A 26521-nucleotide genomic window follows, 5' to 3' on the forward strand; every position below is an offset into this window, starting at 1 on the left:
TATGTCTGACATGAATATGTTCACCGCCCTGCGCGCGGCTTTCCCGGTCGATCTGGACGAGGTCGCCATCGAGGCGGTATCGCCCCAGGCCCCGGCCGATGCACCGCTTTTCTATACCTGGCGCGAGCTGGATCGCATGAGCGCACGCATGGCGAATCTGTTGGCCTCGCTCGATTTGCCCGCCGCCAGCCGTATCGCGGTGCAGGTGGAAAAGTCGGTCGAGGCACTGATGCTGTATCTGGCCACCTTGCGTGCCGGTCATGTGTTCCTGCCGCTCAATACTGCCTACCAGAGTGCCGAGATCGAATATTTCATCGGCAATGCCGAGCCCGCCGTCGTAGTCTGCACGCCCGCCAATATGGACTGGGTGGCAAAGGTGGCAGCGGACTGCGGCACGCAGCATGTTTTCACGCTGGGTGAAGCGCAGGACGGCAGCCTGCTAGAGCAGGCGCTGCGCTTCGACGAGGTGCATGCACCCGTGCCGCGCCAGGCCGATGATCTGGCCGCCATCCTCTACACCAGTGGCACCACGGGGCGCAGCAAAGGGGCGATGCTCTCGCATGGCAATCTGCTCTCGAACGCGCTCATGCTCAAGCAGTACTGGGGCTGGCGCACGCGCGAGCAGGGCGGTGACGTGCTGATCCACGCCCTGCCTATCTTCCATGCGCACGGGCTGTTCGTCGCCATCCATGGTGCGCTGATCAATGGCAGCAAGATCATCTGGATGTCGAAATTCGACGCCAAAGCCGCGATCGCCGCCATGCCGCGCGCCACCGTGTTCATGGGCGTGCCTACGCTGTATGTGCGCATGCTGGCTGAGCCGACGTTGACCAGGGAGGCGGCCGGCCGGATGCGGCTGTTCATCTCGGGCTCGGCGCCGCTGCTCATCGAGACCTTTGGCGAGTGGCGCCAGCGCACAGGCCACACCATTCTCGAGCGCTATGGCATGAGTGAAACCATCATGCTCACCTCCAATCCCTACGGCCCCGATGCACGCCACGGCGGGCAGGACGAGCGCCGTGGCGGCACCGTGGGCTTTGCGCTGCCCGGTGTGAGTGTGCGCGTGGCGGGCGACAGCGGCCAGCCGTTGCCCACGGGCGAGGTCGGTGCCATCGAGGTCCGGGGACCCAATATCTTCAAAGGCTATTGGCGCATGCCGGAGAAAACGGCGCAGGAGTTCACGGCCGATGGCTGGTTCAGGACCGGCGACGTCGGCAGGCTCGACGAGCGTGGCTATGTCAGCATCGTGGGTCGCAGCAAGGATTTGATCATCAGCGGCGGTTACAACGTCTACCCGGCGGAGATCGAAGGCTTTATCAACGATATGCCCGGCGTGGCCGAGAGCGCCCTGGTCGGTGTGCCGCACCCGGATTTCGGCGAGGTGGGGGTGGCGGTGGTCGTTGCCAGGAGCGGCCATCCACTCGACGGCGCCGCCATTGTCGCCGCGCTCAAGTCCCGGCTTGCCAACTTCAAGATTCCCAAGCGCTGCGTTGTCGTCTCGGAGCTGCCGCGCAACACCATGGGCAAGGTGCAGAAAAACCTGCTGCGTGATCGCTACCGGGACTTGTTTCTCTGAAAACCATAGCTGCTACCTCATGGCAACAAAGGTATTTAGGTGTATTTCGTACTGAAATGCTTTGATTGCATGCGTTAGCAGCTCCTTATCTTGAAGTGCGGCGGGTGCGACAATCATGCCCATGATGATCACTCGCCAAGACATGCTGCAGGCGTTCGACGCCTTGCTGCAGCCCGAACGCTTCAAGGACTACGGACCCAACGGCCTGCAGGTCGAAGGCAAGAGCGAGATTCGTCGCATCGTCAGCGGTGTGACGGCCAGTCGCGCCCTGATCGAGGCGGCGATCGAGGCCGGGGCCGATGCCATCTTCGTGCACCACGGTCTGTTCTGGCGCGGCATGGATGGTCGCATCACGGGCTGGCTCAAGGAGCGCATCCGTCTGCTGCTGGCGCATGACATCAATCTGTTTGCCTATCACCTGCCGCTGGATGCCCATGCCGAACTGGGCAATAACGCGCAACTCGGGGCGCGGCTCGGAGTGCAGGGACAGGCCGCATTCGGCGACCAGAACCTGGGCTGGCTGGCCGATGTGGACTTTGCCGATGCCGCCGCTCTGGCAGGGCATGTGCAAAGCGTGCTGGGGCGAAAGGTGACGCTGGCCGGTGTGCAGGAGCACAAGCCGATTCGCAGGCTGGCCTGGTGCACCGGAGGGGCGCAGGGCTTTTTCGAGTCCGCGATTGCCGCCGGCGCCGATGCCTATATCACCGGCGAGATCTCCGAGCCCCAGATGCATCTGGCGCAAGAGATGGGCGTGAGCTTTATTGCTGCCGGCCATCATGCGACCGAGCGCTATGGTGCTCCGGCCGTGGCTGCCCATGTAGCCCGGGAGTGCGGGCTGGAGCACCGCTTCATCGATATCGACAACCCGGCCTGATCCGCTCCTGGACCTTCGTCTTTCACTTTTGATGGCTGCAAGCACTTTGGAACAGGAGGCTTGCGGCAACTCTGATGCCTATGTCCGTCATTGCTTCAACCCAAACCATCGCCATCACCCAGGGCGACTGCGCAGGCATAGGGCCTGAAATCATCGCCAAGGCCTTCCGGGCTGCGCCGCAGGCCATGCGCGGCTGCTTTGTAGTGGGCGAGTTGCAGACTCTGCGCCGGGCCACGGCGCTGGCCGCCAGGGCCGTCGACGGCGATCAGGCCATTGCCCAGCCCGTGGTGGTGATCGATGAGCCGGGCGAAGCCTGGTCTGTTCCGGAAGGTGCCGTCGCGCTGCTGAACTTGCCGGGGTTGGCGGGGCCTCAGCCCTATGGCCAGATTTGCGCGGCTGCCGGGCAGGCCGCGGCGCAATGCGTGGTCTGGGCCGCGCAAGCGGCTTTGCGTGGCGAGATTGCCGCCATGGTTACGGCGCCCTTGCATAAAGAGGCACTGCATCTGGCGGGCGTGACTTTCCCCGGGCACACGGAACTTCTGCAGGCCGAGGCGGCCGCCCATGCGGGCGTTTCGCTGGAGCAGATGCCGGTGCGCATGATGCTGGCCAATGACGAGTTGCGTACCGTGCTGGTCAGCATCCATGTGTCGCTGCGCGAGGCCATCGAGGCCGTGACAGGGCCGCAGATTCTGCAGACCTTGCGCATCACGCATCAGGCGCTGGGCAAGAGCCTGGGACGTACGCCTCGCATTGCCGTGGCAGGGCTCAATCCGCATGCGGGCGAGGGCGGCATCTTCGGACGTGAAGAAATCGAAATCATTGCTCCGGCGATCGCGGCAGCACAGGCCGAAGGCATGGATGTGCAGGGACCGTTTGCGCCGGACACAGTCTTCATGCGGGCTCGAAATACGCCAGCCCACCCGGGTGAATTCGATGTGGTGTTGGCGATGTACCACGACCAAGGGTTGATCCCAGTCAAATATTTGGGTGTGGAAAAAGGCGTCAACGTGACCCTGGGTTTGCCGCTGGTACGCACCAGTCCCGACCATGGCACGGCCTTTGATATCGCCGGTCAGGGAGTGGCCGATGAGGCCAGCCTGCTTGAAGCCGTGCATATGGCCCGCAGCCTGGCGAGTTGATGGGGCTTCAACTGCTGGTTCACCAGTCGTCAATGCTTCAGGCATCCAAGCACTTGCCGGATGGATTCATGCAGTGTGCTGGGTCGCGCTGAATGCTCGATGCCATGAAAAAAGCCTGCTGGAGGTCAGCAGGCTTTTCATCACTGGGCTGAACGCTCTCAGGCCTTGCGATTGAGGCTGTCGCGGATCTCGCGCAGCAGCTGAATGTCTTCGGGCGTAGCGGGTGCTTGCTCCGGTGCAGGCGGAGCCTCGCGCTTGAGGCGGTTTATCTGTTTGACCATCATGAAAATGATGAAGGCCAGAATCACGAAGTTCACCGCAACCGTGATGAAGCTGCCATAGGCAAATACGGGAATGCCGGCTTTTTTCAGCGCATCCAGAGTGCGTGGAACTCCTTCGGGCATGGTGCCCAGAACGACGAACAGGTTGGAAAAGTCCAGCTTGCCGAAGAGCAGGCCCACCAGAGGCATGATGAGGTCGTTGACCACGGAGTCAACGATTTTCCCGAACGCGCCGCCGATGATCACGCCCACGGCAAGATCCATGACGTTTCCCTTGATTGCGAACTCGCGGAATTCTTGCATCATGCCCATAAGCAGTTCCAGTCACTAAGAGTTTGAGATAGCGCAGTATTGCGTGACTTTGGCGGTTGTCAACGTCGGACTGGGGCTGGAATAACCATAACCCCACCGCTAGAATTTGCAGTTGACCCCAAATCAAGCGATGTACTTCGAGGAAATCCATGAGTGACTCTCCAGTCGACTCCAGCAAGCGCACGTGGATCATCACGTCAGCATGTGCTGGTGCCGTGGGCGGTGTGGCAACGGCCGTCCCTTTTGTGAGCTCCTTCCAGCCTTCTGAAAAAGCTAAAGCAGCAGGTGCTGCGGTAGAGGTGGATATCTCCAATCTCAAGGATGGTGAGAAGCTCACCGTCGAGTGGCGTGGCAAGCCGGTGTGGATCATCAAGCGCACACCCGAGCAGCTCAAGGACCTGCCAGGCCTCGATGGCGAACTGGCAGACCCGACCTCGGCGCGTCATCCCGAAGAGTTCACGCCGCCCTATGCGCAAAATGAAGCGCGCTCCATCAAGCCTGAAATCCTGGTGGTCGTGGGCATCTGCACCCACCTGGGCTGCTCTCCCACCGACAAGTTCGTCGCTGGGCCCCAGCCTTCGCTGCCTGCAGACTGGAAGGGCGGTTTCCTCTGCCCCTGCCATGGCTCCACCTTTGACATGGCCGGCCGGGTGTTCAAGAACAAGCCTGCGCCGGACAACCTGCAAGTGCCGCCACATATGTATCTGTCCGACACCAAGCTGCTGATTGGTGAAGACACCAAGGCAGCCTGAGGGAGACAAGAACAATGGCTCACGAATTCAAGCAAATCGACCCGAACTCCACAACCGGAGCGAAGGCCATGAACTGGCTGGAGAACCGGTTTCCGACGGCATTCGATGCGTACCGCGTCCATATGTCGGAGTACTACGCTCCCAAGAACTTCAACTTCTGGTACATCTTCGGCTCGCTGGCGCTGCTGGTGCTGGTGATCCAGATCGTCACCGGCATCTTTCTGGTGATGCACTACAAGCCCGATGCCGAAAAGGCGTTTGCTTCCGTGGAATACATCATGCGTGATGTGCCCTGGGGCTGGCTGATCCGCTACATGCACTCCACAGGCGCCTCGGCGTTCTTTGTGGTGGTCTATCTGCATATGTTTCGCGGTCTTCTGTACGGTTCTTACCGCAAACCGCGCGAACTGGTCTGGATCTTCGGTTGCGCCATCTTCCTGGTGCTGATGGCTGAAGCCTTTATGGGCTATCTGCTGCCCTGGGGTCAGATGTCGTACTGGGGCGCCCAGGTGATCGTGAACCTGTTCTCCGCCATCCCCTTTGTCGGTCCCGATCTGGCTCTGCTGATCCGTGGCGACTATGTGGTGGGCGATGCGACTCTGAACCGCTTCTTCAGCTTCCACGTGATCGCCGTGCCTCTGGTGCTGCTGGGTCTGGTCGTTGCGCATTTGCTGGCGCTGCACGACGTGGGCTCCAACAATCCCGACGGTATCGAGATCAAGGGCCCGAACGCGCCCAAGGATGAAAAGGGCCGCCCTCTGGATGGGGTGCCCTTCCACCCTTACTACACGGTGCATGACATCTTTGGCGTGACGGTGTTCCTGTTCCTGTTCTCGGCCGTGGTGTTCTTTGCGCCCGAGTTCGGCGGCTACTTCCTGGAGTACAACAACTTCATCCCCGCCGACCCGCTCAAGACGCCCAATCACATTGCCCCTGTCTGGTACTTCACGCCCTTCTATTCGATGCTGCGTGCCATCACCAGCGAGATGATGTATGTGCTGATCGCCTGCGTGGTGCTGGGTGCAGGCTACGGCATTCTCAAGTCGCGCCTGCCTGGTTTTGCCAAGGGCGCCGTCGCCATCGTGGCCCTGGGTGCCATCGCCATGATGCTGTCCATCGACGCCAAGTTCTGGGGCGTGGTTGTCATGGGTGGTGCGGTCATCATCCTGTTTGCCTTGCCCTGGCTCGATTGCAGCCCGGTCAAGTCGATCCGCTATCGTCCCAGCTGGCACAAATATGTGTATGCAGTGTTTGTGGTGAACTTCGTCGTCCTGGCTTATCTGGGGGTGCAGCCTCCGTCGCCGGTGGGCGAGAAGGTGTCGCAGGTCGGCACGCTGTTCTACTTCGGCTTCTTCCTGCTCATGCCCTGGTGGAGCCGCTTGGGTGAAACCAAGCCCGTGCCCGAGCGTGTCACCTTCAAGCCTCACTGAAGCAGGAGAGAACAAGAATGAAGAAACTGATTCTGACCCTGGTTGCAGCCCTGGGTATTGCCGGCGCTGCGCAAGCTTCTGAAGGCGGCATCCACTGGGACAAGGCGCCAGTCAACACCAGCGACACGGCATCCCTGCAAAATGGTGCCAAGATCTTTGTCAACTACTGCCTGAGCTGCCACTCCGCTGCCTTCATGCGTTTCAATCGCTTGAAGGACATCGGTCTGACCGATCAGGACATCAAGGACAATCTGTTGTTCACCACCGACAAGGTAGGTGAGACCATGAAGGCAGCCATCAATCCCAAGGAAGCCAAGGAGTGGTTCGGTGCCAACCCGCCCGACCTGACCGTGATCGCGCGCTCGCGTGCCGGCTCGGGCGGCTCGGGCGCTGATTACCTGTATACCTTCTTGCGTACTTTCTACAGGGATGACACCAAGGCCACGGGCTGGAATAATCTTGCCTTTCCCAGCGTAGGCATGCCGCATGCGCTGTGGGAGCTGCAGGGTGAGCGTCGCGCCATCTTCGAAGAGCATGACGACCATGGAACTAAGACCCAGGTCTTCAAGGGTTGGGAGCAGGTGTCTCCTGGCAAGATGAGCGCAGTGCAGTACGATCAGGCAGTTGGCGATCTGGTGAATTACCTGCAATGGATGGGGGAGCCGGCTCAGAACACCCGAACCCGTATCGGGGTGGGCGTGTTGATTTTCCTGGCCTTCTTCATCTTTATCGCTTGGCGCCTGAATGCCGCGTTCTGGAAAGACGTGAAATAGGCTTTGCCGCCGTGCAGAAGTTGTCTGCAGCCAAACCGTGTTAGTGCAGAGTGGGGTGCCGTGGGCAACCCACTCTTTTTGATTTTTAGGAGTCTCCACCATGATGGTGCTTTATTCGGGAACGACTTGCCCCTTCTCACACCGCTGCCGCTTTGTGCTGTTTGAAAAAGGCATGGATTTCGAGATCCGCGATGTGGACTTGTTCAGCAAGCCCGAAGAAATCGCCGTGATGAACCCCTATGGTCAAGTGCCAATCCTGGTCGAGCGCGACCTGATTCTGTACGAGTCCAACATCATCAACGAGTACATCGATGAGCGCTTTCCCCATCCCCAGCTGATGCCTGGCGACCCTGTGGACCGTGCCCGTGTGCGTCTGTTCCTGCTGAACTTCGAAAAGGAACTGTTCGTGCACGTGAGCGCTCTGGAAGAGCGCAACGTCAAGGGCAATGAAAAGGCTCTGGAGAAGGCTCGTGCCCATATCCGTGACCGCCTGACCCAGATGGCGCCCATCTTCCTGAAGAACAAGTACATCATGGGCGAGAACTTCTCCATGCTGGATGTGGCGATTGCTCCCCTGCTGTGGCGCCTGGACTATTACGGCATCGAGCTGTCCAAGAATGCTGCCCCTCTGCTCAAGTATGCCGAGCGCATTTTCTCGCGTCCCGCTTACATTGAAGCACTGACTCCTTCTGAAAAGGTCATGCGCAAGTAATTGCACATGAGCGCAGAGCGGGCATGTTGAAGGGCTCTCCTTCATCTGCCCGCTTTTTTGTCTTTGCAATCTTCTGGATTTGATTCGTCAGGAAATGAGATGACAGCCCCTGAAACGACTTCAACCCGTCCGTATCTGCTGCGGGCATTGTTTGAATGGTGTACCGACAATGGTTTGACGCCGCATATTGCCGTGCGTGTGGACCGCAGCACCCAGGTGCCCATGGAGTTTGTGCGTGATGGTCAGATCGTGCTCAACATCAGCTATGACGCGACCAGCGGCCTGCTGATCGGCAATGAGTATGTTGAATTCAAGGCACGCTTTGGCGGCCAGCCACGGGAAATCATGGTGCCTGTGGCGAACGTCATGGCCATCTATGCCCGCGAGACCGGCCAGGGCATGGCCTTCCCGCCCGAGGAGGACGAAGTCCCCGAGGACGACGATGCGCCATCGATGGAGGATGCCGAGCCCGACATGGAGTCGGATGAGGAGTCCTCGGCCGAGCGTGTGGTGCAACTGGTTCCCGTCAAGGCGGAAGCAGAAGCTTCCGGCGAAGATGATGCTCCTCGTACGCCGCCACCCGCAGGTGGTCGTCCGGCGCTCAAGCGTGTGAAGTAGTCCGGCCAGTGTTTTTGCCGGCAGATCGGGAAATTTCAGGATTCTTCTTTTGGGGCTGAATTTCTACGTTAGAATTCAGTCTTCGCCGGTTTAGCTCAGTTGGTAGAGCACCCGCCTTGTAAGCGGTAGGTCGTCAGTTCGAATCCGACAACCGGCACCAAACAAATAGGTCTCTTCGGAGGCCTTTTTTGTTTTTCTGCCTCTAAAAAGGTCTTGTCAGGCCTGAACCTTGATGCGGATGCTGTTGACGGCCCAGCCTTTGGTGCGCAGATGAGCCGCCATGGCCGGCAGCAATTGGCGCACTTTGGCCGCAGCAGCGTTGTTTTTCACGATCAGGCACCAGCCGTCTTCATCAATGGGGCCGGCCTGCAAGCTGGCGCGCAGCATGGGCGGAACCAGGGGTAAAACGGCTTTGAGCCGGTTGCTGGAGTCCTGAGTCAGGGCTGCCAGGCGCGCCAATGTGGGAGAAGACTCCATGGCATTGATGGCAGTTACGGCGTGATGGCGGCGAACAATGGTCATGCGAGCGGCAAACAGTTGGGCAAGGGCAAGCCCGAGCTTAGCTCAGCCGAGAATGAATGCCGCAGTGCCGGCTATTTGCGCGCGCGGTGCAATCCCATACGTGCTCTGGAGTAGCGAAAAGCCAAGGCAGGCTTGCGCGGTTAGAATCATTTTTTGGTTCTGTCCCTGTTTGGGGTGCGTCAGGAGGTTTTTTCACCCATTTCGGGTGTGGCTCTTGACTGCCGCAGGGACGGCCCCATCTGAAGACCAACAATCAAGGGATTCTGGACACATTGCTTTGCGCAACAGGCAAAAAAGCAATGTGCCTTCGCACGCATGGCCACCAATTTCCTCACCAAACTGTTCGGCAGCCGCAATGACCGGTTGCTCAAGCAATACCGTAAAACAGTCGCTCGCATCAATGCGATGGAGCCTGAGTACGAAAAGCTCAGCGATGAGGCATTGCGCGCCAAGACGCAGGAGTTCAAGGACCGCGTTGCCAAGGGCGAGGCGCTGGACGAGTTGTTGCCCGAAGCCTTTGCTGTAGTGCGTGAAGGCTCCAAGCGCGTCATGAAGATGCGTCACTTCGACGTGCAGATGCTGGGCGCCATGGCGCTGCATTACGGCAAGATTGCCGAAATGCGCACCGGAGAAGGCAAGACGCTGACCGCGACGCTGCCCGTGTACCTCAATGCCCTGTCGGGCGAGGGCGTGCATGTCGTGACCGTCAACGATTACCTGGCCAATCGCGATGCCACGACCATGGCTCGCCTCTACAACTTCCTCGGCCTGTCGGTGGGCATCAACCTGCCCAATCTGTCGCGTGAACAGAAGCAGCAGGCCTACAACTCCGACATCACCTACGGCACGAACAACGAATACGGCTTCGACTACCTGCGTGACAACATGGTGTACGAGCCCGGCGACCGCGTGCAGCGCGTGCTGAACTACGCCATCGTCGACGAGGTGGACTCCATCCTGATCGACGAGGCGCGTACTCCGCTGATCATCTCCGGCCCGGCCGAAGATCACACGGCCATGTACGTGGCCATGAATCAGATCGTGCCGAATCTGGTGCGTCAGGAGGGCGAAGCCGATCCCCGCACGGGTGAGGGCGTGACCAAGCCCGGCGATTTCACGGTCGATGAAAAATCCCATCAGGTCTACCTGACCGATCAGGGCTATGAAGCGGCCGAGCGCCTGCTGGCCCATGCCGGCCTGATCGCCGAAGGCTCGTCCCTGTACGACCCCTCCAACATCTCTCTGGTGCATCATCTGTACGCCGCGCTGCGTGCCAACCAGCTGTATTTCCGCGACCAGCACTATGTGGTGCAGAACGACGAAATCGTGATCGTGGACGAGTTCACCGGCCGTCTGATGGCCGGCCGTCGCTGGAGCGATGGCCTGCACCAGGCCGTGGAAGCCAAGGAAGGTGTGGCCATCCAGGCCGAGAACCAGACCATGGCCTCGATCACCTTCCAGAACTACTTCCGTCTCTACAAGAAGCTGTCGGGCATGACCGGTACGGCCGACACCGAAGCCTACGAATTCCAGGAAATCTATGGCCTGGAAACCGTGGTGGTGCCGCCCAACAAGCCCAGCAAGCGCCAGGACCAGCTCGATCGCGTCTACAAGACCACCAAGGAAAAGTACGACGCGGCGATCAAGGACATCCGCGAGTGCTACGAGCGCGGCCAGCCTGTGCTGGTCGGCACGACCTCGATCGAGAACTCCGAAATCATCGACCAGCTGCTGACCCGCGAAAAGCTGCCCCATCAGGTGCTCAACGCCAAGCAGCATGAACGCGAGGCCGACATCATTGCCCAGGCGGGCAGCGAAGGCATGATCACCATCGCCACCAATATGGCCGGCCGTGGTACCGACATCGTGCTGGGCGGCAATATCGACAAGCAGCTCAAGGCCATCGAGAGCAACGAGGCACTCAGCGAGACCGAGCGCAACCAGCAGATCGAGCAGCTGCGTGCCGACTGGCAAGTGGCCCACGACAAGATCGTGGCACTGGGCGGTCTGCGCATCATCGCCACCGAGCGTCATGAATCGCGCCGTATCGACAACCAGCTGCGCGGCCGCTCGGGCCGCCAGGGCGACCCCGGCTCTTCGCGTTTCTATCTGAGCCTGGACGACCAGTTGATGCGCATCTTCGCGGGCGACCGAGTCAAGGCCATCATGGACCGCCTGAAGATGCCCGAAGGCGAAGCCATCGAGGCCGGCATCGTGACCCGCTCCATCGAGTCGGCGCAGCGCAAGGTCGAAGCACGCAACTTCGACATGCGCAAGCAACTGCTCGAATATGACGACGTTGCCAACGACCAGCGCAAGGTGATCTACCAGCAGCGCAACGACATTCTGGATTCCACAGACCTGAATGGCATGCTGGCCGCCATGCGCGAGGACGTGATCACCGACCTGGTGCGTCAGTACGTGCCGGCCGAGTCCATGGAAGAGCAGTGGGATGTGCCCGGCCTGGAGAAGGCGCTGGCCAGCGAATGGCAGATCGATCTTTCCTTGCAGCAGGACGTGGCGGGTTCCGAATCCATCACCGACGAAGACATTCTGGAGAAGGTCGTCAAGGCAGCCCACGATCTGTTCGACGCCAAGGTGTCCTTGATCGGCCAGGAGAACTTCACGCAATTCCAGCGCGCCGTGCTGCTGCAGAGCTTCGACACCAACTGGCGCGATCACCTGGCCGCGCTGGACTATCTGCGCCAGGGCATTCACCTGCGCGGCTATGCCCAGAAGCAGCCCAAGCAGGAATACAAGCGCGAGGCTTTCGAGCTGTTCCGCCAACTGATCGATCAGGTCAAGACCGAAGTCACCCGCGTGCTGATGACGGTCCAGGTCCGCTCGCGCGAAGAGATGGACGAAGCCGCCGTCGCCATGAACGAGCGCGGCGCGCAGAGCCTGGAGCACATGAGCTATGCCTCGCCCTCGGAAACCGAAGGCATGAGCATCGAGGACGACGTGATGCTGGCCGAGCCTCTTGCCATGCCCGAGGGCGTGCACGTGGGTCGCAACGACCCTTGCCCCTGCGGCAGCGGCAAGAAGTTCAAGCTTTGCCACGGCAAGCTGTCCTGACCCCCTGAGGCGCTTGGCGCCTTCCCCCTGAAGGGGACTCATTGCGGTGGCGCCCCTTGCTGGCCGTCTCTGGCTTGGAGCATGCGTTATCGAACAACACGGGCTGCGGCCCGTGTTTGCATTGGGGCGCAGCTTTTTGCGCAACAAAATCCGGCAAGTCCGTTCAGGCCTCTGTTTGTTCCGATAATGGGGAACGTTTTAACTTTCGACCCCTAGGCTGCTGCACGGGGCGCGCTCTTGGCCGGAGACATCGAGCAAGAGCCGCCTCGCGGCGAAGATGTCGTCCCCCTCAGGGGGAAGCCGCGCAGCGGCTCAGGGGGAGGCTTTTCTCAGGAACATACAGAAATGTCCGTGAATCTTTCCGCTCCCGTCGCCGCTGATCTGCTGGCGATCAATGGCGTTCGCATTGGTGTTACCGAAGCCGGCGTGCGCAAGGCCAATCGCAAGGACCTGACGGTGTTCCTGCTCGACGAAGGCGCCTCGGTGGCCGGCGTGTTCACCCAGAACCGTTTCTGCGCCGCTCCCGTGCAGATCTGCCGCGAGCATCTGGCGGCCGGCACCGGCATCCGCGCCATGGTCATCAACACCGGCAATGCCAATGCCGGCACCGGCGCCGCCGGTCTGGCCAATGCCCGCGCCACCTGCGCGGCTCTGGCCAAGGAGCTGGACCTGGGCGCGGGCCAGATCCTGCCTTTTTCCACCGGCGTGATCATGGAAGAGCTGCCCGTGGACCGCATCGTGGCTGGCATGCCCAAGGCCATTGCTGCCGCCAAGGCTGATAACTGGGCCACGGCTGCCGAAGGCATCATGACCACCGACACCTTGCCCAAGGCTTTCAGCCGCAGCGTCAGCATTGGCGGCAAGACGGTTTCCATCACCGGCATCAGCAAGGGCGCGGGCATGATCCGCCCCAATATGGCGACCATGCTGGGCTTTCTGGCTACCGATGCGGCGATTGCCCCCGAGCTGCTGCAGCCCCTGGTCAAGGAACTGGCCGACGGCTCCTTCAACCGCGTGACCATCGATGGCGACACTTCCACCAATGACTCGTTCGTGCTGATCGCCACCCACAAGGCTGGCAATGCCCAGATCACGGCGCTCTCCAGTGCCGAAGGCGAGCAGCTCAAGGCAGCATTGCTGGAAGTAGCGCAAAAACTCGCGCAGGCCATTGTTCGCGATGGCGAGGGTGCTACCAAGTTCATCAGCGTCAAGGTCGAGGGTGGCAAGAATGAGGAGGAGTGCCGCCTGGTCGCTTACTCCATTGCCCACTCGCCCCTGGTCAAGACGGCCTTTTTTGCTTCCGACCCCAACCTGGGCCGCATCCTGGCCGCTGTAGGCTATGCCGGCATTGCCGATCTGGATCAGACCAAAATCGATCTGTACCTGGACGATGTGCATGTGGTGGTCGATGGCGGTCGCAATCCTTCCTACAAGGAAGAAGACGGTCAGCGCGTGATGAAGCAGCAGGAGATCGTGGTGCGCGTGCTGCTGGGTCGTGGCGATGCCGCGCAGACGGTGTGGACCTGCGATCTGAGTCACGAATATGTGACGATCAATGCTGATTACCGGTCGTAAATGAGCACCCCCTGAGGCGCGTTGCCTAGGCGGTTCCGCCTGGGCAACGCGCCTTCCCCCTCTCTCGATGCGTTGCATCGGGAGGGGGACGATACCTTCGCTGCGAGGCGGCTCTTGCTCGGTATCTCTGGCTTGGGCCGCGCCAGCCTCATGCCTCGCAGGCGACTGCGTGTGCTTCAATTTCAGGAGCTTCTTGCGCTTGTCTATATTGAGTTTTGATTGCTTTTTATTCTGAAATCAAGATTAAGCAAGCGCAAGAAGCTATAAAAACATGGAGATCTGGTCGTGCAAGATGTGATGAACCCTTTGGAGCGCTTGGTCGAGCGTGCCGAGCAATTGATGCAGCGCATCGAGTCCGTGCTGCCCCAGCCCCTGCAGGCGCCCGCCGACTGGGATGCGGCGATTGCCTGGCGCTACCGCAAGCGCGCCAACGGCTGCGGCGTGCTGGAGCCGGTGCGCCATGTGGGCGCCATGCAGCTGTCCGATCTGCAGAACATCGATGTGCAAAAGGAAAAGATTGCGCGCAATACCGAGCAGTTCGTCAGTGGTCGCACGGCGAACAACGTGTTGCTGACGGGGGCGCGCGGCACGGGCAAGTCCTCGCTGATCCGCGCCTGTCTGCACAGCTTTGCGCCCCAGGGCCTGCGTCTGATCGAGGTGGACAAGGCCGATCTGACCGATCTGCCCGACATCGTCGACGTGGTCGCCGGCCGCAGCGAGAAATTCATCATCTATTGCGACGATCTGAGCTTTGAAGAGGGCGAGCCAGGCTACAAGGCCATGAAATCCATGCTGGATGGCTCGGTTTCCGCAGCCACGCCGAATGTGCTGGTCTATGCCACCAGCAATCGCCGCCATCTGTTGCCCGAGTACATGACGGACAACCTGGCACAGCAAAAAAGCGAGAACGGCGAGATCCATCCCGGCGAGGTGGTGGAGGAAAAAATATCGCTGTCCGAGCGCTTCGGCCTCTGGGTGAGCTTCTACCCCTTCAGCCAGGACGAGTATCTGCGCGTGGTGGCGCAGTGGCTGTCTGCGCTGGGCATGGACCAGGCCACCATCGAGGCGGCCAGGCCCGAAGCCCTGGTCTGGGCGCTGGAGCGCGGCTCGCGCAGCGGTCGTGTGGCCCACCAGTTCGCGCGCGACTACGCGGGCCGCAACGAGCGCCCCGTGACGGTCAAGAAGCGCATTGAAGATGTGGACGGTCTGGCTGAAGAAGCAGACCTGGAATGAAGAAAGAGTTTTGTGGAAGTGACTGCTGAAACACAGGCGCAGCGCAAGCACACGGAAGTGGCCGTGGGCGTGCTGTTGCGCGAATCCGATGGGGCGCTGCTGATTTCAAGCCGCCCTGCAGGCAAGCCGTATGCAGGCTACTGGGAGTTTCCTGGCGGCAAGCTGGAGGCAGGCGAGAGCGTGGAGCAGGCTTTGCGCCGCGAGCTGATCGAAGAGCTGGGCGTGACCATTGGCCAGGCCCATGCCTGGAAGGTGACCGAGCATGACTACCCGCATGCGCTGGTGCGTCTGCATTGGTGCAAGGTGACGGAATGGACGGGCGAGTTCGAGATGCGCGAGGGCCAGCAAATGGCCTGGCAGCAGTTGCCGCTCGATGTGCACCCCGTCCTGCCCGGTGCCTATCCCGTGCTGCAATGGCTGAGCGAGGAGCGCGGCCTGGTCTTTGATCAAAGCCATTACGAGGCGCAGCAGCCTCTGGTCTGAAGCGGTATGCTCTGAAATAAAGAGCGCCTTGCTCTGGTTGAATCTCGATTTTCTTGGTCAATCAAGCTGAAATCAAGACATTCCATGCGCAAGGCGCTCTTGTTTTTTGCTGCCTTGCTTAGTTTTCCGTGCGTGGATCACCAAACGGCGCATCTTCGGGAGGTGTCTGAGCCGGGACGCGGAACTCTTCATTGCCCCAGGCGCCCAGGTCGATATTGCGGCAACGCTCGCTGCAGAAGGGGCGGAATTTGTTGCTGGGCAAAAAAACGCTGGGGCCGCCGCAGGTCGGGCATTTCACCATGGTGGGGGATTGCTTGTCAGTGCTCATGGCGTAGATGTATCACAGCTGGAAAACACGGGTGGCCGACCCTGAAAGCCATTGAGCCGCAATGTGCGGCTCAATCGGGACGAGAAGACTGCCGGGGACTTATGCGCAGAGCGTGAGCTCGAAAGTGGCGTCGTCATTGCTGGGCTGGGGCTTGCTGCCATGGGCCAGCTTGAGCAGGCGCACCGACACCAGCAGGCGGTTGCCGCTGATTTCCGGCACCAGATTCAGATGCGGCTCTATGCGCAGGCGCAGCAGCTGGAAGCTGCGGCCGGCCGGCATGGCCTGCTGGAACACGCCTTGCTCGGCCACCACGCGCTGGGGAATGCCGGTTTCGCGCAGCAGCTGCAGGATCAGCTCAAGCGCCTGACCCAGCGGGGTCAGCTCGCCGGCCCAGTCTTCGAGGTCGCGCTGGCGGTAGCGCGGATCGAGATTCTGCCAGGCGTGATAGGCCGGCAGGTCAAAGCTGCAGGTGCCGCCGGGTATGCCCACACGGCTGCGTATGGACATCAGCCATTCGTTTTCGGTCAGCGCCTGGCCGGTCTTGCCGGTCTGTGCATTGATGGTGGCAAAGCAGCTCTCCACCTGGCGCGCCACCTGGTGCAGCATGTGCTGGGAAATATCGGGGTTGTCGCGCAACACGTCCAGCAGGTGCTTCTGGCGCTCCAGGTCCTTGATGACGTCGGCTCGCAGATCGCTGCGCGAAGCCACATCCATGATCTCGAAGATGGTGATCAGGGCGAAATGATGATCGACCGAATGCGCGCGGGTCAGCAGCTCGCGCAGACGGCGATACAACTGCTCAAGACGCAGATAAGTTCTCAGACGCTCGTTAAAAGGATATTCGTACAGGATCACGTTTGCTGGGCTCCTCGGGGTGCACAGGAATCAGCGGTCAACGTGCACATGCGGCGATCACACGCACAGGCCAAGCCATGGTCTGCATCATAGCCCGAACCATGCAGCGATTTGATCGGTATATGCGTGGAGAGTTCCGATTGTGACCCCGTCATCGTTATAGATGACCCAGTCGGCCGTGGCCAGGCGCTGGGCACGCGTGGCCTGGGCGTCGATGATGGCCTGCACGGCCTCGCGTGTGAGAGCGCTGCGTGCCATGACGCGCTCTGTCTGAGTGCTTTCGCGGCAGTCCACGACCAGCACGCCATCCAGGCGTGTTCGCCAGTGGCCGGACTCGACCAGCAGCGGAATGTCGTGCACGATGAGTTTGCTGCCCGCAGCCACGGCTGCTTCATGCTGCTGCCGGGTCTGCTCGGCGATCAGGGGGTGGAGAATGGCTTCCAGGCGCTGGCGCGCGGACGGATCGGCGAAGACCAGCTCGCGCATGCGGGCGCGGTTGAGGGCGCCCTGTGCGCCGATCAGATCGGCACCAAAAGCCTGAGCGATGAGGGGCAGGGCCATGCCGCCGCTTGCCGTCAAGCTGCGCGAGATATGGTCGGCATCGATCAGCGTCGCGCCGCATGCCTGCAGCCTGGCAGCAACCGTGCTTTTGCCGCTGCCGATGCCGCCCGTCAGCCCCAGTCTGAATGGTGAGCGCTCAGGTGCGACTTTCATGGCTTACAGGCCTGCAAAGCTGAGCACCGCCTGCGGGCCCCAGATCAGGCTGACGAAACCGCCGCCGGCAAGAAAAGGGCCGAAGGGCACATAGCCGCCTTCTCGCAGCTTGCTGTTGATCTTGAGTGCAATGCCGATGACGGCGCCCACGACCGATGCCATGAGAATGATGGGCACCAGTGCCTGCCAGCCAAACCAGGCACCGAGTGCGGCAAACAGCTTGAAGTCGCCGTAGCCCATGCCTTCCTTGCCCGTTGCCAGCTTGAAGGCCCAGAAGATCAGCCATAGCGACATATAGCCTGCGACGGAGCCCCACAGCGATTGTTGCAGAGGCACGCTGGTCCACTGCAGTGCGGAGGCGATCAGGCCGGCCCAGAGCAGGGGCAGAGTGATGGAGTCCGGCAGGAATGTGGTGTCCCAGTCTATCAGTGCAAGCGCCAGTAGCGCCGCGCTGAAGCCGCACCAGGCAAAGCCGGTGGCGGTCAGGCCGTCGCGGCCCAGGCAGAAGGCAAACAGCGCGGCGCAGACCAACTCAACCACAGGGTAGCGCAGGCTGATGGGCTTTTTGCACTCGGCGCAGCGTCCGCGCAGAAACAGGTAGCTCAGCACGGGAATGTTCTCGTACCAGGCGACCTGATGGCCGCAATGCGGGCAGCGCGAACGAGGCTGGCTCAGCGTGATGGCAGGCTTGGCCGGCGGCAGCTCGATTCTGGCGCCCTTGTCCTTTTGTTCCTCGGCCCATTGCGCACCTTCGGCATGCCATTCCTGCTCCATCATCAGAGGCAGGCGGTGGATCACCACATTCAGAAAGCTGCCGATCAGCAAGCCCAGCACGCCGCCGACAGCGGCATTCAACACCAGTTCGGAAATCATCAGACCACTTGACCCAGCTTGAAGATAGGCAGATACATGGACACCACGATGCCGCCGATCAAGGTGCCCAGGAAGACGATGATGATGGGCTCCATCAGGCTGGAGAGGCCCGCCACCATTTCGTCGACTTCGCTTTCATAGAAATCGGCTGCCTTGCCCAGCATATGGTCGATGGCGCCCGATTCCTCGCCGATGGCACACATCTGCAGCACCATGGAAGGGAAGATGTTGGCATTGGCCATGGCAACCGTGAGGCTGGTGCCTGTGGAGACTTCCGACTGAATCCTGTCGGTGGCGTTTCTGTAGAGGTAGTTGCCCGAGGCGCCTCCCACGGAGTCCAGCGCCTCGACCAGCGGCACGCCGGCGGCAAACATGGTGGACAGCGTACGTGTCCAGCGGGCCACGCAGGACTTCTCGATCAGCACGCCGAAGATGGGCAGCTTGAGTATGGTGCGGTCCATGAACTGCTGCACGCGCTCGTTGCGCTTCCAGGCCTGCATGAAGAAATAGATGCCGCCGCCCAGCACGCCGAAGATCAGCCACCAGTACTGAACAAAGTAATCGCTGATGCCCATCACCAGCAGCGTGGGCGCGGGCAGGTCGGCGCCAAAGGAGGTGAAGACCTCCTTGAAGGCAGGGATCACGAAGATCATGATCACGGTCACCACGACGAAGGCCACGATCATGACCGATGTGGGGTACATCAGCGCCGACTTGATCTTGGACTTGATGGCTTCCGTCTTTTCCATATAGGTGGCAAGACGGTCCAGCAACGATTCCAGAATACCTGCGGCCTCGCCGGCCTCCACCAGATTGCAGTAGAGGCTGTTGAAATAGAGCGGAAACTTGCGAAAGGCAGCGCTCAGCGAGGTGCCGGTTTCCACATCGGATCGAATGTCGTTGAGCAGCTTGGTGACGTTAGGGTTGGTGTTGCCCCGACCCACAATGTCGAAAGACTGCAGCAGCGGCACGCCGGCCTTCATCATGGTGGCCAGCTGGCGAGTGAACAGCGCAATGTCCTTGGGCTTGATCTTCTTGCCGCCGCGGGTCCTGCGCTTCTTGATCTTGGACGGAGTCACGCCCTGGCGGCGCAGCATGGCCTGGATCTGGTTTTCTCCGCCGGCACGAGTTTCGCCGCGAACGATCTTGCCGTTGCGGTCCTTGCCTTCCCACTCGAAGAGAAATTCCTTGATTCCCTTGGACGCTGCGCTTGCCATGGCGTTCCCTCACTGATACTGGTTTTATTCGTTGGTGACCGCCAGCACTTCTTCGAGTGAGGTCAGACCCAGCTTGACTTTATGCAGGCCCGAGCCGCGCAGAGAGCGTACTCCCTCGGCCTTGGCCTGTGCGGCAATCTCCAGGGCGCTGCCGTCACGCAGGATGATGCGCTGAATTTCTTCGCTGATGGGCATCACCTGATAAATACCGACACGTCCCTTGTAGCCGTTGTTGCAGGCAGGGCAGCCGACAGGCTTGTAGCTGACCCAGCTGCCGTCGAGTTCGGCTTCGTCGTAGCCGGCATCGATCAGGGCGTCGTGCGGTATGTCGGCGGGCTCCTTGCACTGCGCGCACAGGCGTCGCGCCAGACGCTGGGCGGTGATCAGGATCACGCTGGAGGCAATATTGAAAGGGGCGATGCCCATATTGCGCATGCGCGTCAGCGTGGTCGGAGCGTCATTGGTGTGCAGCGTGGACAGCACCAGGTGTCCGGTCTGGGCGGCCTTGATCGAGATGTCGGCGGTTTCCAGGTCGCGGATTTCACCGACCATGATGATGTCCGGGTCCTGACGCAGAAAGGACTTGAGCGCAGCGGCAAAGGTCAGGCCGGCCTTCTCGTTCACATTCACCTGGTTGACGCCGGGCATGTTGATTTCGGAAGGGTCTTCGGCGGTGGCAATGTTCACGCCCGGCTGGTTGAGCAGGTTCAGGCAGGTGTAGAGCGACACGGTCTTGCCCGAGCCCGTGGGGCCGGTGACCAGAATCATGCCGTAGGGGCGGTTGATGGCCTTGAGCAGGCGCTCTTTTTCCTCGGGTTCGTAGCCGAGGGCATCGATGCCCATCTTGGCCGAGCTCGGGTCCAGAATACGGATCACGATCTTTTCGCCAAACAGCGTGGGCAAGGTGCTGACACGAAAGTCGATGACGCGATCAGGGCCGACCTTGAGCTTCATGCGGCCGTCTTGCGGAACGCGTTTCTCCGAGATGTCCAGGCGCGAGATCACCTTGATGCGCGAAGCCAGCTTGTCCTTGATCGCGATAGGAGGAGAGGCAATCTCACGCAGCTCGCCGTCGATACGAAAGCGCACGCGGTAATTGTGTTCGTAGGGCTCGAAGTGCAAGTCGGACGCGCGCATATTGAAGGCGTCCAGCAGCATCTTGTGCAGAAACTTGACGACCGGCGCATCCTCGACCTCGGCGCCGACGGCATTGTCTTTTTCCTCGGGAGCATCCTCGATCTTGACGTCGTCAAAGTCAAAGTCTCCAGAACTGGAATAGGTGTCCAGAGATTCGCTGACGCTCTTGCCGGTCTGCTCGACGAGCTTTTGCAGCTTGTCGGCCTCGACAACCACCCAGTCCACCAGCAACTGAGTCGTGAATTTGATCTGTTCGGCAGCTTCCTGCTGAGTAGGGTCTGCCGTGGCGATGGTGAGCCGATTGCCGCGCTTGCTGAGTGCCAGCACGCGATAGGCGTTGCTGATTTTCGGGTCCAGCAGCTCGCGCGGAAGTTGCTGGACGTCGATGGCATTGAGGTCCAGCAGCGGAGTGCTGAACATCATGGAAATGGTTTCGGCAATTTCCAGCGCGCTGATTTCACCAGACTGGCTGAGCTCGGTGATGAACGGGGTCTTGCCTGTGGCGGCTTTCTTGGCTGCGTTCTCGGCGGCTTGCTGCGAAACCTTTCCTGCGGAAATCAGGGCCCTGCCCAAACCTGGGATGGCAATGGGCGCAGGAGTGTTCTTTTGCAGAGTGTCGGCAGCAGCCATGTATCCAAGTCTGGGAGGGGAGTAGAGGATCTATCCTACCATTCTTGTTGTGGCAAACGGCAGGTCGCCAGGCGCGCATGCATGCGTCAATGCCGCGTCATTGAACATGGCGCAAGAAACTGCGACAAAAATGAGATTGGTCGGGGTGAGAGGATTCGAACCTCCGGCCTCTACGTCCCGAACGTAGCGCTCTACCAGGCTAAGCTACACCCCGCAGGCTTTGTTTGTCGAGCACCGTGGTGCACCTGGCGATTCAGGTGCGGCGCTCCAAAAGCTGAGAGGCCAATTGTAGCAAACTTGCGGTGTATGCATTGCTTGGCAGCGAGGCCAGTGCATCAATGGCGCGCTGGGCTTCCGCGTGCGCGGCGGCTCGGGCGACGTCAAGGGCACCGGTGCTGCGCACGATTTCCACCACGGCATCCAGTTGATCCGTAGAGCCTTGTTCGATGGCGTTGCGCACGATGGCGGCCTGCTCGGCGCTGCCGCGCTGCATGGCGGCGATCAGGGGCAGGGTGCATTTGCCTTCGCGCAGGTCATCGCCAAGGTTCTTGCCCATTTCCTGAGTGTTGCCGGTGTAGTCCAGCACATCGTCAATGATCTGGAACGCCGTTCCAAGTGCCTGGCCATAGGCGGCACAGGCCTGCTCCACTTCAGGCGTGGCACCCGCCAGCACGGCTGCCAGCTGGGCGCTGGCCTCGAAGAGCTGGGCGGTCTTGGAGCGGATGACGTGCAGATAGCCGGCTTCATTCAGCGAAGCATCATGGGTATTGATGAGCTGCTGGACTTCGCCTTCTGCGATCACGTTGGTGGCGTCGGACAGGATTTGCAGCACGCGCATGCTGCCCACTTCCACCATCATCTGGAAGGAGCGGGTGTGCAGAAAGTCTCCGACCAGAACACTGGCAGGGTTGCCAAAGGTCTCGTTGGCCGTGGCCCTGCCACGACGCAGCGTGGATTCGTCCACCACATCGTCGTGCAGCAAGGTCGCGGTGTGAATCAGCTCCACCACGGCGGCCAGAATGTATTTGTTCTTGCCCTGATGCCCCAGGGCACCGGCGATCAGCAGCAGCAGCGCCGGGCGCAGGCGCTTGCCGCCCGCGGCAATGATGTATTGGGAGATCTGTGCGATCAGGGGGACGCTGGTTGTCAGTCGCTGAGCAATGACGATATCCACTTCGCGCATGTCATCTGCGATCAAGGCAAGCGGATTGGATGTGGAAATTTCTGTAGTCAAGGTGATGAACCGCCAAGTGGACTCACGATTATAGGAAGATGCAACAGGGTTTTGCGTGGTGTCCTCAGAGCCCGTTCAAGTGAACAGAGGCTTTGCGGGCAGTCTGTGGCATTGCGGTCGCTTGCAAGGAGCAAGCCTTGCCACGCACCTGCGTGGCATCCCATTCCGCGCGGCCTCCGGAGATCCTGAATCGGTTCCTAGGGGTATGACAGCAGAAAAAATGCATGCGTGCTAGAATTGCCGGCTCCGTGGAAATCATTTCATGGAACTCTCAGACTTTAGAGGTTTTCAATGTACGCAGTCATAAAAACCGGCGGCAAGCAGTATCGCGTTGCAGCTGGCGAAAAGATCAAGGTAGAACAGATTGCTGCGGACGTAGGCCAGGAAATCGTGATCGACCAAGTTTTGGCCGTCGGCAACGGCGCTGAAATCAAGGTTGGTGCCCCCCTGGTGTCCGGTGCATCTGTAAAGGCAACTGTGGTTGCTCACGGCAAGCACGACAAGGTGCACATCTTCAAGATGCGCCGTCGTAAGCACTATCAAAAGCGCCAAGGCCATCGTCAGCAGTTCACCGAACTGCAAATCGTGGCAATCGCTGCTTAATTTTAGGAGCTAAGTCATGGCACAGAAAAAAGGCGGCGGCTCTACGCGTAACGGACGTGATTCCAAGCCAAAAATGCTGGGCGTGAAGGCCTTTGGTGGCGAGCTGGTGACAGCTGGTTCCATCATCGTGCGTCAGCGCGGCACCAAGTTCCACCCCGGTGAGAACGTTGGCGTGGGCAAGGATCACACCCTGTTTGCACTGGTTGACGGCCACGTGTCGTTCGGTGTGAAGGGCGCTCTGTCCAAGCAAACAGTCAACATCACGGCTGCATAAGTCGTCTTTGACTCAAACAAAGCCCCGACTTGTCGGGGCTTTGTTGTTTGAAAAGGCTCCAGGCAGCAGATTTCTGGCAGATGGGGCATGGTAATAGACCACTCAAGTGTGGCCCGGAGCTTCTGGTGCACACTGATTTTGTAGACTGGATGCCTCATGAAGTTCGTTGACGAAGCTTTTATCGACATTGCGGCCGGTGACGGCGGCAATGGTTGCGTGTCTTTCCGGCACGAGAAATACAAAGAATTTGGCGGCCCCGACGGTGGCGACGGCGGCCGTGGCGGTCATGTGTATGCCGTGGCCGATGTGAACCTGAACACGCTGGTGGATTACCGCTATTCGCGTCGCCACGAGGCCAAGCGCGGCCAGCACGGCATGGGTTCCGACATGTTTGGCGCCGCCGGCGACGACATCACGCTGAACATGCCCGTGGGCACCATCATCAGCGATGCGGATACCGGCGAAGTGCTGTTCGAGCTGCTGGAGCCCGGTCAGGTCATCACCATTGCCAAGGGCGGTGACGGCGGTTTCGGCAATCTGCGTTTCAAGAGCGCCATCAATCGTGCGCCGCGCCAGAAGACTCCCGGCTATCCCGGCGAGCGCCGTAACCTCAAGCTGGAGCTCAAGGTGCTGGCCGATGTGGGCCTGCTGGGCATGCCCAATGCGGGCAAGTCCACCTTCATCACGGCCGTCTCCAACGCCCGTCCCAAGATCGCCGACTATCCCTTCACCACCTTGCATCCCAATCTGGGCGTGGTGCGCGTGGCCGCCGAGCAGAGCTTTGTGGTGGCCGACATCCCCGGTCTGATCGAAGGAGCTTCCGAAGGTGCGGGCCTGGGTCACCAGTTCCTGCGCCATCTGCAGCGCACGCGTCTGTTGCTGCATATCGTGGACATTGCACCGTTCGACGAGGGCGTGGACCCGGTCGAGCAGGCCAAGGCCATCGTGGCCGAGCTCAAGAAGTACGATGCCGAGCTCTACGACAAGCCGCGCTGGCTGGTGCTCAACAAGCTGGACATGGTTCCCGAGGAAGAGCGTGCCGCCAAGGTCAAGGACTTCGTCAAGCGCTTCAAGTGGAAGGGCCCGGTCTATGAGATCTCGGCGCTGACCCGCGAAGGCTGCGAACCGCTGATCCGCAAGATCTACGAGCATGTACACAACCAGCAACTCGCGGAGCAGGCGCCCAAGGAAGTGGACCCCCGTTTTGCGGGAGGTGAGGATTCTGGTCTGGATATGACCGATCCGCGTTTTGCCTCTTACGATCCGGAATAAGCTAGAGGGTATAACCCAGCAGCGCACTTGGTGCGCTGTTTTGCTTTGAATTTAATAGCTTATTGCGCTTTACCCATAAGCGCCAGAGGCTTAAAACACTGTAAATTCTCATGTCTTCCAATGTGCTGCGTGATGCCCGTCGCATCGTCGTCAAAGTCGGCTCCAGCCTGGTTACGAATGAAGGTCGTGGTCTGGATGAGGCCGCCATTGAAGAGTGGAGCCGCCAGTTGGCGGCATTGGTGAATGGTGAAGACGGCGTCAAGCGCGAAGTCATAATGGTCTCCAGTGGCGCCATTGCCGAAGGCATGAAGCGCCTGGGCTGGGCCACGCGTCCGACCGAGGTGCATGAGCTGCAGGCCGCAGCCGCCGTCGGCCAGATGGGGCTGGCCCAGATGTACGAGACCAAGCTGCGCGGCGAAGGCGTGCCCAGCGCCCAGGTGCTGCTGACCCATGCGGATCTGGCCGATCGCGAGCGCTATCTGAACGCCCGGACCACGCTGCTGACGCTGCTGCAACTGGGCGTGGTGCCCGTCATCAACGAGAACGACACGGTGGTGATCGACGAGATCCGTTTCGGCGACAACGACACCCTGGGCGCGCTGGTGGCCAATCTGGTCGAGGCCGATGCACTGGTCATCCTGACCGATCAGCGCGGTCTCTACAGCGCCGATCCGCGCAAGAACCCCGATGCCAGGTTTATCGACGTGGCCGAAGCCGGCAACCCCGAGCTCGAAGCCATGGCCGGTGGTGCGGGCCTGTCCATCGGTACGGGCGGCATGATCACCAAGATCCTGGCGGCCAAGCGTGCGGCGGGCTCCGGTGCTTCCACCGTGATCGCCTGGGGACGTGAGAAAGACGTGTTGCTGCGTCTGACGCGTGGCGAGTCCATAGGCACGCTGCTGGTTGCCAACACGCACAAGATGCAGGCGCGCAAGCAGTGGATTGCCGACCATCTGCAGCTGCGCGGTTCGGTGACCGTGGATGCGGGTGCCGTCTCCAAGCTGCGCGATGAAGGCAAGAGCCTGCTGCCCATAGGCATGATCACCGTGGAGGGCGATTTCTCGCGCGGCGAAGTGATTGCCGTGCGTGATGAGAACGGTGCCGAGATCGCCCGTGGTCTGGCCAGCTATGCCAGCGCCGAGGCGCGGCTGCTGTGCCGCAAGAGCTCCTCGGAGATTGAATCGCTGCTGGGCTACTCGGCAGGTCCCGAAATGATGCACCGCGACAATATGGTGGTTGCCGGACACTGAGCCTCGGCTGTCAACAAAAAAAGCCGTAATGCTGCAAGGCATTACGGCTTTGTTCATTGCAGAGGCTTGTGATCGGGCGGATTGTCTATGCCGGTCTGCGGGTCCGGGTCAAAACTGGCACCGGGCGGCAGCTCTATGCCGGGGTTGATGCGAAAGCTCCCTGTGCGGGCAGGGTACATGACCTGATGGTGCTGCCCAGGATGGGGAGTGCCGCCAGTGGTCTGGCCTGCCTCCTGATCGCGTGGCCGCATGCCGCTGCGCAGATAGCGGTTGCGCTGCTGCTCGCCGCGCGGCAGAAAGCGCGCCAGCTCGGTCAGCGCCATTTCATAGACGCCGCGTTTGAATTCGACCACCACATCCAGAGGAACCCAGTAGTCATTCCAGCGCCAGGCATCGAACTCAGGGTGGTCGGTGGCACGCAGGTTCAAATCCCAGTCATGCCCGACCAGTTGAAGCAAAAACCATATCTGCTTCTGGCCTTTGTAATGCCCGCGCGCGTCGCGGCGGATGTACCTGTCTGGCACCTCGTAGCGCAACCAGTCCCTGGTGCGGGCAACCACGCGAACGTGATTGGGCTTCAGCCCCACTTCCTCGTGCAGCTCGCGGAACATGGCTTGCTCGGGTGTCTCACCCCGATCAATGCCACCTTGCGGAAACTGCCAGCTGTGGGTGCGAATGCGTTTTCCCCAGAACACCTGGTTTCTTTGGTTGAGCAGGATGATGCCGACGTTCGGGCGAAATCCGTCCCGGTCAAGCATAATCAAACCCCAAATTTTTGA

The 26521-nt window shown here is 60.5% G+C and carries 26 protein-coding genes and 2 tRNA genes; 17 read left to right on the forward strand and 11 right to left on the reverse strand.

The window, feature by feature from the left end; genetic code table 11:
- Position 1 precedes the first annotated feature (1 nt).
- From CSE6_RS02455 to pdxA, 3 genes are all read left to right on the forward strand, one after another.
- Positions 2-1576, forward strand: a complete 1575-nt coding sequence (locus CSE6_RS02455) for a malonyl-CoA synthase (RefSeq protein ID WP_059439813.1) — start codon at positions 2-4, stop codon at positions 1574-1576.
- A gap of 115 nt (positions 1577-1691) precedes the next feature.
- Positions 1692-2450 carry a Nif3-like dinuclear metal center hexameric protein gene (locus tag CSE6_RS02460; protein WP_083994672.1) on the forward strand — a complete coding sequence of 253 codons (759 nt, stop codon included), beginning with the start codon at positions 1692-1694 and terminating at the stop codon, positions 2448-2450.
- Between the two features lie 80 nt (positions 2451-2530).
- A complete protein-coding gene (pdxA, locus tag CSE6_RS02465; RefSeq protein ID WP_082085624.1) occupies positions 2531-3589 on the forward strand; it encodes a 4-hydroxythreonine-4-phosphate dehydrogenase PdxA in 1059 nt (352 codons plus the stop codon).
- Positions 3590-3747: 158 nt separating this feature from the next.
- Here pdxA and mscL read toward each other — a convergent pair whose 3' ends face one another.
- Positions 3748-4182, reverse strand: coding sequence for a large conductance mechanosensitive channel protein MscL (mscL, locus tag CSE6_RS02470; protein ID WP_034357508.1), 435 nt, complete (start codon positions 4180-4182; stop codon positions 3748-3750).
- 149 nt (positions 4183-4331) lie between these two features.
- Between mscL and petA the strand changes: the two genes are divergently transcribed.
- From petA to CSE6_RS02500, 6 genes are all read left to right on the forward strand, one after another.
- A complete protein-coding gene (gene petA, locus CSE6_RS02475) occupies positions 4332-4934 on the forward strand; it encodes a ubiquinol-cytochrome c reductase iron-sulfur subunit (RefSeq protein ID WP_034357510.1) in 603 nt (200 codons plus the stop codon).
- 14 nt (positions 4935-4948) lie between these two features.
- The gene (locus tag CSE6_RS02480) at positions 4949-6364 is read left to right on the forward strand and encodes a cytochrome bc complex cytochrome b subunit (RefSeq protein ID WP_003062172.1); all 1416 of its coding nucleotides are present in this window, start codon (positions 4949-4951) and stop codon (positions 6362-6364) included.
- A 17-nt stretch (positions 6365-6381) separates the two neighbouring features.
- Complete coding sequence (locus CSE6_RS02485; RefSeq protein ID WP_003062174.1) at positions 6382-7137, forward strand: cytochrome c1; 756 nt, start codon at positions 6382-6384, stop codon at positions 7135-7137.
- 100 nt (positions 7138-7237) lie between these two features.
- Positions 7238-7849, forward strand: coding sequence for a glutathione S-transferase N-terminal domain-containing protein (locus tag CSE6_RS02490; RefSeq protein ID WP_003058564.1), 612 nt, complete (start codon positions 7238-7240; stop codon positions 7847-7849).
- Positions 7850-7948: 99 nt separating this feature from the next.
- Positions 7949-8467, forward strand: coding sequence for a ClpXP protease specificity-enhancing factor (locus tag CSE6_RS02495; RefSeq protein ID WP_034357512.1), 519 nt, complete (start codon positions 7949-7951; stop codon positions 8465-8467).
- A gap of 84 nt (positions 8468-8551) precedes the next feature.
- Positions 8552-8627, forward strand: a tRNA-Thr gene (locus CSE6_RS02500).
- A 56-nt stretch (positions 8628-8683) separates the two neighbouring features.
- On the opposite strand, the gene CSE6_RS02505 is transcribed toward CSE6_RS02500, so the two are convergent.
- Positions 8684-8989 (reverse strand): hypothetical protein, encoded by a 306-nt coding sequence (locus CSE6_RS02505; protein WP_003062178.1) that lies wholly within the window; start codon positions 8987-8989, stop codon positions 8684-8686.
- Positions 8990-9304: 315 nt separating this feature from the next.
- Here CSE6_RS02505 and secA point away from each other — a divergent pair, with 315 nt between their 5' ends.
- From secA to CSE6_RS02530, 4 genes are all read left to right on the forward strand, one after another.
- Positions 9305-12064: a preprotein translocase subunit SecA gene (gene secA / locus CSE6_RS02510; protein WP_034357514.1), complete on the forward strand. Its 2760-nt coding sequence runs from the start codon at positions 9305-9307 to the stop codon at positions 12062-12064.
- Between the two features lie 345 nt (positions 12065-12409).
- On the forward strand, positions 12410-13639 hold the full coding sequence (argJ, locus tag CSE6_RS02515) for a bifunctional glutamate N-acetyltransferase/amino-acid acetyltransferase ArgJ (protein ID WP_059439814.1): 1230 nt from the start codon (positions 12410-12412) through the stop codon (positions 13637-13639).
- A 297-nt stretch (positions 13640-13936) separates the two neighbouring features.
- On the forward strand, positions 13937-14872 hold the full coding sequence (locus CSE6_RS02525; RefSeq protein ID WP_034381627.1) for an ATP-binding protein: 936 nt from the start codon (positions 13937-13939) through the stop codon (positions 14870-14872).
- A gap of 12 nt (positions 14873-14884) precedes the next feature.
- A complete protein-coding gene (locus CSE6_RS02530; protein ID WP_003062186.1) occupies positions 14885-15355 on the forward strand; it encodes an NUDIX domain-containing protein in 471 nt (156 codons plus the stop codon).
- 118 nt (positions 15356-15473) lie between these two features.
- Here the strand turns inward: CSE6_RS02530 and CSE6_RS02535 are convergent, their stop codons facing one another.
- From CSE6_RS02535 to CSE6_RS02570, 8 genes are all read right to left on the reverse strand, one after another.
- The gene (locus tag CSE6_RS02535) at positions 15474-15683 is read right to left on the reverse strand and encodes a DNA gyrase inhibitor YacG (protein ID WP_034357520.1); all 210 of its coding nucleotides are present in this window, start codon (positions 15681-15683) and stop codon (positions 15474-15476) included.
- A 99-nt stretch (positions 15684-15782) separates the two neighbouring features.
- Positions 15783-16538, reverse strand: a complete 756-nt coding sequence (gene zapD / locus CSE6_RS02540) for a cell division protein ZapD (protein ID WP_003062189.1) — start codon at positions 16536-16538, stop codon at positions 15783-15785.
- A gap of 87 nt (positions 16539-16625) precedes the next feature.
- Positions 16626-17252 (reverse strand): dephospho-CoA kinase, encoded by a 627-nt coding sequence (gene coaE, locus CSE6_RS02545; protein ID WP_059439815.1) that lies wholly within the window; start codon positions 17250-17252, stop codon positions 16626-16628.
- A 3-nt stretch (positions 17253-17255) separates the two neighbouring features.
- On the reverse strand, positions 17256-18125 hold the full coding sequence (locus CSE6_RS02550) for an A24 family peptidase (RefSeq protein WP_059439816.1): 870 nt from the start codon (positions 18123-18125) through the stop codon (positions 17256-17258).
- Positions 18125-19342: a type II secretion system F family protein gene (locus CSE6_RS02555; protein ID WP_012837103.1), complete on the reverse strand. Its 1218-nt coding sequence runs from the start codon at positions 19340-19342 to the stop codon at positions 18125-18127. Before CSE6_RS02555 ends, CSE6_RS02550 begins: the two co-directional genes overlap by 1 nt.
- 24 nt (positions 19343-19366) lie before the next feature.
- Complete coding sequence (pilB, locus tag CSE6_RS02560; protein ID WP_003062195.1) at positions 19367-21109, reverse strand: type IV-A pilus assembly ATPase PilB; 1743 nt, start codon at positions 21107-21109, stop codon at positions 19367-19369.
- Between the two features lie 137 nt (positions 21110-21246).
- A tRNA-Pro gene (locus tag CSE6_RS02565) sits at positions 21247-21323 on the reverse strand.
- Between the two features lie 39 nt (positions 21324-21362).
- Complete coding sequence (locus CSE6_RS02570) at positions 21363-22292, reverse strand: polyprenyl synthetase family protein (RefSeq protein ID WP_003062198.1); 930 nt, start codon at positions 22290-22292, stop codon at positions 21363-21365.
- A gap of 342 nt (positions 22293-22634) precedes the next feature.
- Here CSE6_RS02570 and rplU point away from each other — a divergent pair, with 342 nt between their 5' ends.
- The 4 genes from rplU (at position 22635) to proB (ending at position 25742) form a co-directional block, all read left to right on the forward strand.
- Positions 22635-22946 (forward strand): 50S ribosomal protein L21, encoded by a 312-nt coding sequence (rplU, locus tag CSE6_RS02575; RefSeq protein ID WP_003058536.1) that lies wholly within the window; start codon positions 22635-22637, stop codon positions 22944-22946.
- A gap of 16 nt (positions 22947-22962) precedes the next feature.
- Entirely contained in the window at positions 22963-23220 is a 258-nt protein-coding gene (gene rpmA / locus CSE6_RS02580; protein ID WP_003058534.1) for a 50S ribosomal protein L27, read from the forward strand.
- A gap of 156 nt (positions 23221-23376) precedes the next feature.
- Entirely contained in the window at positions 23377-24492 is a 1116-nt protein-coding gene (gene cgtA, locus CSE6_RS02585) for an Obg family GTPase CgtA (RefSeq protein ID WP_034409156.1), read from the forward strand.
- Between the two features lie 110 nt (positions 24493-24602).
- Positions 24603-25742 (forward strand): glutamate 5-kinase, encoded by a 1140-nt coding sequence (proB, locus tag CSE6_RS02590; protein WP_034381631.1) that lies wholly within the window; start codon positions 24603-24605, stop codon positions 25740-25742.
- Between the two features lie 53 nt (positions 25743-25795).
- Here proB and CSE6_RS02595 read toward each other — a convergent pair whose 3' ends face one another.
- The gene (locus CSE6_RS02595) at positions 25796-26500 is read right to left on the reverse strand and encodes an RNA pyrophosphohydrolase (protein WP_034357533.1); all 705 of its coding nucleotides are present in this window, start codon (positions 26498-26500) and stop codon (positions 25796-25798) included.
- Positions 26501-26521 lie beyond the last annotated feature (21 nt).

Origin of the sequence: Comamonas sp. E6, from assembly GCF_001010305.1 — a bacterium.
In the GTDB taxonomy this organism is placed as follows: Bacteria; Pseudomonadota; Gammaproteobacteria; order Burkholderiales; family Burkholderiaceae_C; genus Comamonas; species Comamonas thiooxydans.